This is a genomic window from Burkholderia sp. BCC1047 (assembly GCF_902833155.1).
Classification (GTDB): Bacteria; Pseudomonadota; Gammaproteobacteria; order Burkholderiales; family Burkholderiaceae; genus Burkholderia; species Burkholderia sola.
Genome location: NZ_CADFEH010000032.1, coordinates 81,364 through 87,599, shown reverse-complemented (window position 1 = coordinate 87,599; position 6,236 = coordinate 81,364). Strand labels below are relative to the sequence as shown.

The 6,236-nt window shown below is 62.8% G+C and carries 11 protein-coding genes; all 11 read right to left on the bottom strand.

Going from position 1 to position 6,236, the window contains the following annotated elements; translation table 11 throughout:
• Positions 1–384: 384 nt before the first annotated feature.
• Complete coding sequence (locus HWX55_RS27815; protein WP_175978039.1) at positions 385–561, bottom strand: hypothetical protein; 177 nt, start codon at positions 559–561, stop codon at positions 385–387.
• A gap of 213 nt (positions 562–774) precedes the next feature.
• Complete coding sequence (locus tag HWX55_RS27810) at positions 775–1,119, bottom strand: hypothetical protein (RefSeq protein WP_244140651.1); 345 nt, start codon at positions 1,117–1,119, stop codon at positions 775–777.
• Positions 1,116–1,337, bottom strand: a complete 222-nt coding sequence (locus HWX55_RS27805) for a hypothetical protein (RefSeq protein ID WP_175978038.1) — start codon at positions 1,335–1,337, stop codon at positions 1,116–1,118. The genes HWX55_RS27810 and HWX55_RS27805 overlap by 4 nt, the downstream gene beginning before the upstream one ends.
• The gene (locus tag HWX55_RS27800; protein ID WP_175978037.1) at positions 1,334–1,516 is read right to left on the bottom strand and encodes a hypothetical protein; all 183 of its coding nucleotides are present in this window, start codon (positions 1,514–1,516) and stop codon (positions 1,334–1,336) included. The genes HWX55_RS27805 and HWX55_RS27800 overlap by 4 nt, the downstream gene beginning before the upstream one ends.
• Positions 1,513–1,734 carry a hypothetical protein gene (locus tag HWX55_RS27795; protein ID WP_175978036.1) on the bottom strand — a complete coding sequence of 74 codons (222 nt, stop codon included), beginning with the start codon at positions 1,732–1,734 and terminating at the stop codon, positions 1,513–1,515. Before HWX55_RS27795 ends, HWX55_RS27800 begins: the two co-directional genes overlap by 4 nt.
• A 140-nt stretch (positions 1,735–1,874) precedes the next feature.
• The gene (locus tag HWX55_RS27790) at positions 1,875–2,063 is read right to left on the bottom strand and encodes a hypothetical protein (protein WP_175978035.1); all 189 of its coding nucleotides are present in this window, start codon (positions 2,061–2,063) and stop codon (positions 1,875–1,877) included.
• Between the two features lie 2 nt (positions 2,064–2,065).
• Complete coding sequence (locus HWX55_RS27785) at positions 2,066–2,437, bottom strand: hypothetical protein (RefSeq protein WP_175978034.1); 372 nt, start codon at positions 2,435–2,437, stop codon at positions 2,066–2,068.
• Positions 2,437–3,501, bottom strand: a complete 1,065-nt coding sequence (locus tag HWX55_RS27780; protein ID WP_175978033.1) for a hypothetical protein — start codon at positions 3,499–3,501, stop codon at positions 2,437–2,439. The genes HWX55_RS27785 and HWX55_RS27780 overlap by 1 nt, the downstream gene beginning before the upstream one ends.
• 321 nt (positions 3,502–3,822) lie before the next feature.
• The gene (locus HWX55_RS27775; protein ID WP_175978032.1) at positions 3,823–4,149 is read right to left on the bottom strand and encodes a hypothetical protein; all 327 of its coding nucleotides are present in this window, start codon (positions 4,147–4,149) and stop codon (positions 3,823–3,825) included.
• Between the two features lie 173 nt (positions 4,150–4,322).
• The gene (locus HWX55_RS27770) at positions 4,323–5,822 is read right to left on the bottom strand and encodes a DUF5906 domain-containing protein (protein WP_175978031.1); all 1,500 of its coding nucleotides are present in this window, start codon (positions 5,820–5,822) and stop codon (positions 4,323–4,325) included.
• Positions 5,819–6,097 carry a hypothetical protein gene (locus tag HWX55_RS27765; RefSeq protein ID WP_175978030.1) on the bottom strand — a complete coding sequence of 93 codons (279 nt, stop codon included), beginning with the start codon at positions 6,095–6,097 and terminating at the stop codon, positions 5,819–5,821. Before HWX55_RS27765 ends, HWX55_RS27770 begins: the two co-directional genes overlap by 4 nt.
• Positions 6,098–6,236: the final 139 nt, after the last annotated feature.

The window sequence follows — 6,236 nt, the reverse complement described above, 5'->3', positions numbered from 1 at the left end:
CGCATCGCTCTCGTCTGCCCAAGATCATGAACACGATATCTCTAACGCACCGCTCGCAACGCCCGTTTACACCGTATCCAATTTCAACAGCCTGCTAGTGGCCCAAGGTCCAGAATGTGCGTGAGGACCAAGGCAAGCAATGCACCACTCGCGAGCGCGACGGCGATGGTCGTCCGCAGAGGCAGTTTGAATACATCAAGCCATTTGGGATCGGGGGCAAACATTTGGTTGGATGCCTTGGGAATCCGGAGCAAATATTCTCGTTTGATACATGGTCGTCCGTACAGATTCTATGATGGCAACGGTGTTGCTGCTTGCTTTTCTCTAGTAGCACGCGGAGCAGCGCCAATGGCTGGTGCGTCTCCGCGCCGCCACAACAGGAGATCAGTAGGGCAGCCGCACGCCCAGACGTTCGGCATGCCGCTGGACCGCCTGCTCAATGTCGCGTGTAAGCTCGTCGCAGGGCAGTTCCGGATGAGCAGCCAACGGCAGCAGGTCAACGTGGATCGCATCGGCGTGCGCGGCGGCGAGGTTCGATAGGAGTATCTGAAGGTTGCTCATTTTTGATTTACGAGTGGGTGATCTATTCGGCAGCTTTCATGGCGGCTGCCGACAACGCCAGTGCATCAGCGCGCCGCCGTTCGCGGTCTGCTTCGGTTACGACGGGACCCAAAATGCGATCCACCAGGGCGGCCCAGTCAGGCGTGTTGCCGTCTCGCGACCTGTAAATCTCGCGTGGCCTGCCGGTACGGACTGCGGCGATGGCAACGCGGCTCATCGCGCCACCAACTGCTGGGCGCGACCAACTGCCACCAGGGCAGCATCGCGCGTCAGGCCGTTGCGCTCGAACAGCTTGCCGAACGCCGCCAGGTCATCGTCGGACGGCTTGTCATCGCTGCCGGCGAGCCAGCCCAGCGCAACCAGCGTGTCGCGGTTCGGACGGTTGCGCAGTCCTTCGGCGCGTTCCTCGCCTTTGCGCAGGTACAGCAGCCAGGAAGCGTCGAACTTGCCGCGCTCGATGGCCGGCAGCAAACGGTCGTCGCGATACTGGCCGATGCGACGCGGCGTTACTTCGAAGATTGCAGCCAGTTCGGTTGCGGTCATCAGGTATGTGTTCATGCTGCGTTTGCTCCGGTCGTTGCGGGTACGCGCGACGCTGCGGGTGTCCAGTCGCGATATTCGAATGCCAGGCCCTTCCAGGAACGCAGCGCGGCACGCAACCGGCCGGCCCCGTCGCGACTATCCAGCGACTGGCGCGTGTCCTGGTTGATCGCGTCGGCCGTCGCCATGGCAGCGGCGATCAGGGCAAAGATATTGTTGCTGTCCACTCCGTTCATCGACGGTCACCCTGCAAAATAGGCTCGTTCCAGTCGGCCTTGTAAGCGCCACGCGGCGCGGGATGGCGGGGCTTGCTCTTGCCGTATCGGCGCTTGCCTGCAGGTTTGCGCGGCGCGACTTCGGCAGCGGGTGCCTGTTCGGCACGGTGGCCGAAGATGCGAGCGAGTAGCGCTTTCATTCGTCGTCCCCCAAGTCTGCGGCGCGACGGTTCGTTTGCTGCAGCTCAATGGCGGTGCGTTCCAGCTCGACGGCGAGGCGGCGGAAGTACGTCGCCGCGTGCCCGACAGCAGTTGAGTCGGCGTTAGCGACAGACAGCATTTCGCGATACGCTCGCATGCCGGCTTCGGCGCGGCCACACATCTGCGCGGCGGTAATCAGTTTTGTGCGTATGGACATGTTCGTGTGTTTGGTCAGGAGTGCTTCCGATACTTCCGGCGTCGGTAGCCAGCGCGATTGAAGTAACCCCCATGCTCATCACGGAGGGGGTCAGGCCGTGCCCACGCTGGTGGAGCGCGCTCGTGAGCTCGCGTCCGGCTTTACCCAGCCGGCTGGGCCATGAATTCGGTTTGCTGCCCCGCCAGGGCGCGCTTCAGCAGCGCTTCGATGGTCTGGCTGGCAGTCATGCCGCAGCCAGCGCGCTGGCTCAGTGCTGCGCGTTCTGCTTCCAGGCGTTCCACCATCGTGGCCGGCAGCGTGACATTGATTTTTTGGCGTTTCGCTTCCATCGTTATTCCCCGTACCAGGCACTGTGATTAGGCCGCCAGTCAGACCAGCGTTCGCCGCTGCGCTCGACGGCGGTGGGCAGCCGGTTAATTTCGGCGACACGGCTGGCGAGCAGCTTCAATGCGCGGGCCGTCTGCGCTTCGGTCAGCGACGGCCACGCCCGTTTCAGCCACGCCACGGCGCCGTCGCGGCTGTATCGAAACCCGCCGCCGCCAGCGAGCGTGATGACCAGGCGCGGGTTGCCTTCCTCATCCGCGCCGCGATCCAGGAACGAGGCGCCTGCGATCACGGTCGCGACTCCGGCGGGTAGTTCATCGGTGGCGGCAGGCGTTGCAGTCTGGCGGCCACCGAACCAGGTTCGGATGGACTTCAGCATTACGCCACCGTCCAGAAGTCGCCGGCAGCGTTCGGGATCACCGCCCTCAGGTTGCCGAACACGACAAGCTCTTGCGTGTCCTGCAGGTTCAGGCGCTTGACGTGAACCACCAGCTCGGGGCGAATGGCCACGGCTGCGCGATTGAACAGGCCGGCGATGGTCCCCGCGCTCGATGCGGTCAGCTCGGCCGGGATGCCGCCAGCCGCGACGAACACGCCATCACCCCGGAACGATGCGCCAGCGCCTGCGGTGCCCACCAGGGCGCGGGCTTCGTCCAGCTTCGCGTGACGGGCCGCCAGTGCGCCGATGCTGAAAGCGGCCGGCGTTGCAGCCAGCACTGCCTGCATGAACAGCGAGTCAGCCAGTTCGCCAAGGCCCATCGCAATCGCGAGCATGAAGTCTGCGGCCAGTTGATCGCCGGCCACATCGCGCCGCTGGGCGCGCGTGATCTGCGCGCGGAATGCGAAATTCGGCGCGTCGCCCCAGCTGAAATCGGCGTCCGCGAAGGGGATCGGCGACAGCGCGGCGTCCTGCCCATCCGTCACGCTCGCCAGCGCGGCCGGCAGCACGGTTCTAACCTTGCTGACGTCCCTGTAGAAACCCGGAGCATTCATGCCGCTTTCCGACCCGAACACCGGCCGGGGCTTCTCGCTCGCGACGATCAGACGAGCGCCGCCGAAGCTGACGACGCGGCTATGCGCGCGCATGACCGCCAGCGGGTCAACGTCGTTCGTCACGGCGGCCGGAACCGTATTGACGTGATACACGCCATCGCTTGCGCCTGCGGGCGTCAGGGCGCGCGTCAGGTCGATGATGCCCGACGCCACGGCCGGCTGACGGATGACGGGGCCGGTATCGAACCCCGGCGCGATGTGCATCGTGGCACCCATCGCGCGCGTCGCGCCGTCGAAAACGTCTTTCAGCGTGGTCGTATTCGCCACGCTGTTGGTGCGGCGGCCGGCAATTGCGTTGCCGAATGCGGCGTCGAATGCGACGCGCACCTGGTCGTCGTTCAGTGCTTCCAGCGGGCGGCGGGTTTCGTGTTCGTGTTCGTTGTGGATCATCTGTTCGCTCGTTTGCGGTTATCTCAGTTTGGATTCTGCGGCGTTCGCGCTCTGAATTCCTCGTGCGGGTTATTCGCGCGACGTTTCCGACAGTTTCCGCAGTCGAGCGATTGAATTCCCCTTGTGGGTTCTGTGCCGTATGCGAACGGGCGTTCACTGTGTTTCACAATGAGAAACGGAAATCGGCTAAAAATAGCCAGCCAGATATCGATAGGTGCGGCTCCCCTGCAGCCGCACCCTGGCCCCCTCCGGAAGGACCCAATGAGAATCATTCGCATTGGGTGGCGCGCCCCCGGCCACGATGCACGTACCCCGGGCGCGTCACACCACGCCAGCAGCCCGCCTGCGCGCCTTCTCGGTCAGCGTGTACCGGCGCATGCCATCCTTCACCACCGGCCCGGCACGCGTCATCCGTGCCAGCCTGCGGATTTCTATGCCGCGCGGCATGCCGATGTATTCGGCCAACTTGAACACTGTCATCGGTCTGGCCTCCAGGTCACCGATGGCCACGGCACATATCAGCAGCAGGTCCGGCGCATTGGCGTTCTCGCAACAGCATCCAGGAAAGCTGGCGCGTGTCATCCAGGATGCGGTGTAGCGGGGCGCGTTTGGGCATGCGATCAGTTTCGGTTTCAGCTGGTTGCGCATTTCCCTATACGCTCCCAAAACTCAAATATTCATCTCTATGAACAAAAGTATTCACGTTCGTGATAAAACAGTTTTGGCTCTTTTTAGGAAGTCGAAACTTGCCGAAACCGAAACCGCATCGGGCAAGAAAAAAGCCGCCTCGCGGGCGGCTCAAACTGGTGGTCAGATGTGCATCAGAATGGGCGATCCGCGCTGCCGACGTCACTGGCGGCGACTGCCAAAACATCCATTGCCGGAGCCGCATCGTTGAAGTCGCGGGCGCGGACAGCTTCGGTCGATATGTCGATGGGCTTTGCATCCGACCATCTATCAGCGTTGCGCAGAATCCAGCACCGCCAGGACCTTCCGCGAACCTTGACCAGCCGCCCGTCCCCGTACTGAACTGCGCCCGCTTCTGTAAGCGCGCGTCGCATGGCTGGCGTAAAGCCGTTGTCGCGCCCGTCGCTCAGCACTTCGGCAGCGTCGCCGTTCGTGATTACGTCTGCTGGCCAGCGCAATGCGAGTTGCTCGGCCGCCTGCTGGGTCATTGACTTCGACGCATCCAGTGCCGCGCGCTTCGCTTCGTTCATCGGCGGACGTTCGCCAGGATTGAACGCGCTGATGTCGCGCTTGCGCAGATACACGCCAACAGCGTTGATGAACTCGGCATCGTCCAGCAGCCCGTACAGCTTCGAGTATGTCTCCGGCGAGCGCGGCTCCGCGACGTGACGAACCACGCGCCAACGGCGGTCAGTGTCGTTCATCGGAAGGGCATTGTCGTGGTTGCTGAACACCAGCCAGCGGCAAGCATTGTGTTCCTTGAACTGGCGGCCGAATTTCGGGTTGATGACGCGTTCTTCGGCATTGACCAGCGACTTCAGCCGGTTGGCGTGGCGGAACGGATTTTCGCCGCCGCCTTCCTGCACTTCATCAACCATCGCCAGCACGCGGCCAGCCAGCGGCCCGTTGAACTGACTTTCCAGCAGCGCAGGCAGGTCCACGTTCGGCGCCACATAGCCGCGCCACACGCGTGCCAGGACAGACGCCAGCCAGTTGCGTCCGGTGCCGGTGTTTGCGGCGATATGCAGCCAGCCGTAGTGTGGCAGTACGCCGGGGCGTTGCTCGATGTGCGCCAGCCAGTCCAGGAACACTTCGCGCTCGCCAGCATCTTCGATCAGATATGCGACGTGATCCAGGAACGGCTGCACGTCGGCCACTGCCTTGCGACGCTCAATAGGGCACCACGAATTGAGCGCCGTTTCGCCGTCAGGGTCACGGCATATCGCGCCAGCACCTGCATGGAACGTGCGCGCGTGGACAGTCTGGCGGACCGCATTGGCCTTCCACAAATCCGCATTCAGAAACTTGCGCGGCTTGGCCTTGCCGTCGGGGTCGCTGATTTCGGATGTGTTGCACGCCGTCAGGTCGCGAAACTCGCCGAATGTCAGCACCGTTTTCGGCGCGCTCAGTCGCCCGACCTGGCTGCCCTGCGCGATCCACACGCAATCTTCCAGCATGTTGTCGACGGTCATCACCGGCGGCATAACCCGAATGGGTTCGTCCTGGATGCGTGCGTTTTCTTCCTTTTGGCGTCGGCGCCGCGCTTCGTCGCGCGCCGGACGATTTTCGTCGGCATCGAGGCCCATCAGCCGCCGATAATCTGCCTCCAGCTTTGCGTTGTCCGTAAAGGTCATTTCGCCCCCTTACGATCAACCCAGCCAAGCTCGCGGAACAGTTCGCGCGCCACTTCCGAATAGATCGCGGGCCAGTATTTCGGGCGCACGCAATCGCGGAAATACGCGTCACCCGCGTCCTGGACGCTGGCACCGTGGCGGACGCGCATCTGCATGTATCCCAGCGCCTTTTCTGCCGCCACGGCTCGCGTATTGGCCTGTTCTTCCAGAATGGCTGCGCTGTTGGCTGCGCACCATGCCTTAAACTCGGCTGCAGTTTTCAGTTTTTGGCTCACAGCACACCCCCGTTCGAAATTGCGATCAGGGCAAGCACCGCGAACAGGCCAAACGGACGGTCGCAGTCCGTGAAGATGCCAACAAAGCGATTGAGTATAGTGATATAATTAGGACTACAGTTTTTGTGGTGAGTGGTGT

Coding starts and splice junctions, on each gene's coding strand:
- HWX55_RS27815 (WP_175978039.1), bottom strand. CDS start 561: ATGAGCAACCTTCAGATACTCCTATCGAACCTCGCCGCCGCGCACGCC.
- HWX55_RS27810 (WP_244140651.1), bottom strand. CDS start 1,119: ATGAACACATACCTGATGACCGCAACCGAACTGGCTGCAATCTTCGAA.
- HWX55_RS27805 (WP_175978038.1), bottom strand. CDS start 1,337: ATGAACGGAGTGGACAGCAACAATATCTTTGCCCTGATCGCCGCTGCC.
- HWX55_RS27800 (WP_175978037.1), bottom strand. CDS start 1,516: ATGAAAGCGCTACTCGCTCGCATCTTCGGCCACCGTGCCGAACAGGCA.
- HWX55_RS27795 (WP_175978036.1), bottom strand. CDS start 1,734: ATGTCCATACGCACAAAACTGATTACCGCCGCGCAGATGTGTGGCCGC.
- HWX55_RS27790 (WP_175978035.1), bottom strand. CDS start 2,063: ATGGAAGCGAAACGCCAAAAAATCAATGTCACGCTGCCGGCCACGATG.
- HWX55_RS27785 (WP_175978034.1), bottom strand. CDS start 2,437: ATGCTGAAGTCCATCCGAACCTGGTTCGGTGGCCGCCAGACTGCAACG.
- HWX55_RS27780 (WP_175978033.1), bottom strand. CDS start 3,501: ATGATCCACAACGAACACGAACACGAAACCCGCCGCCCGCTGGAAGCA.
- HWX55_RS27775 (WP_175978032.1), bottom strand. CDS start 4,149: ATGCGCAACCAGCTGAAACCGAAACTGATCGCATGCCCAAACGCGCCC.
- HWX55_RS27770 (WP_175978031.1), bottom strand. CDS start 5,822: ATGACCTTTACGGACAACGCAAAGCTGGAGGCAGATTATCGGCGGCTG.